Source organism: Pseudomonas sp. HY7a-MNA-CIBAN-0227, from assembly GCF_040310325.1.
GTDB lineage: Bacteria > Pseudomonadota > Gammaproteobacteria > Pseudomonadales > Pseudomonadaceae > Aquipseudomonas.
In genome coordinates, this window is record NZ_JBEOPT010000297.1 from 1 (window position 1) to 247 (window position 247).

The 247-nt window shown below is 63.6% G+C and carries 1 protein-coding gene; it reads left to right on the forward strand.

Annotated features, from left to right (window positions below; genetic code table 11):
• Positions 1-247: aldehyde dehydrogenase family protein (locus tag AAEZ06_RS28000; protein WP_350617440.1), on the forward strand; the 247-nt coding region annotated here is incomplete at both ends.

Consider the following 247-nt stretch of genomic DNA (forward strand, 5'->3'; position numbering starts at 1 on the left):
TTCGAAGAGCGCCTGAGCGTGCTCGAAGCCTTCGCTGCGAGCCTGAAAACCCACGCCGATGAACTGGCCCGCTGCATCGGTGAAGAAACCGGCAAGCCGCTGTGGGAGTCGGCCACCGAAGTCACCAGCATGATCAACAAGGTGGCGATCTCGGTACAAAGCTACCGCGAGCGCACCGGTGAAAAAATCGGCCCGCTGGGCGATGCCACCGCAGTGCTGCGCCACAAGCCCCACGGCGTGGTTGCGG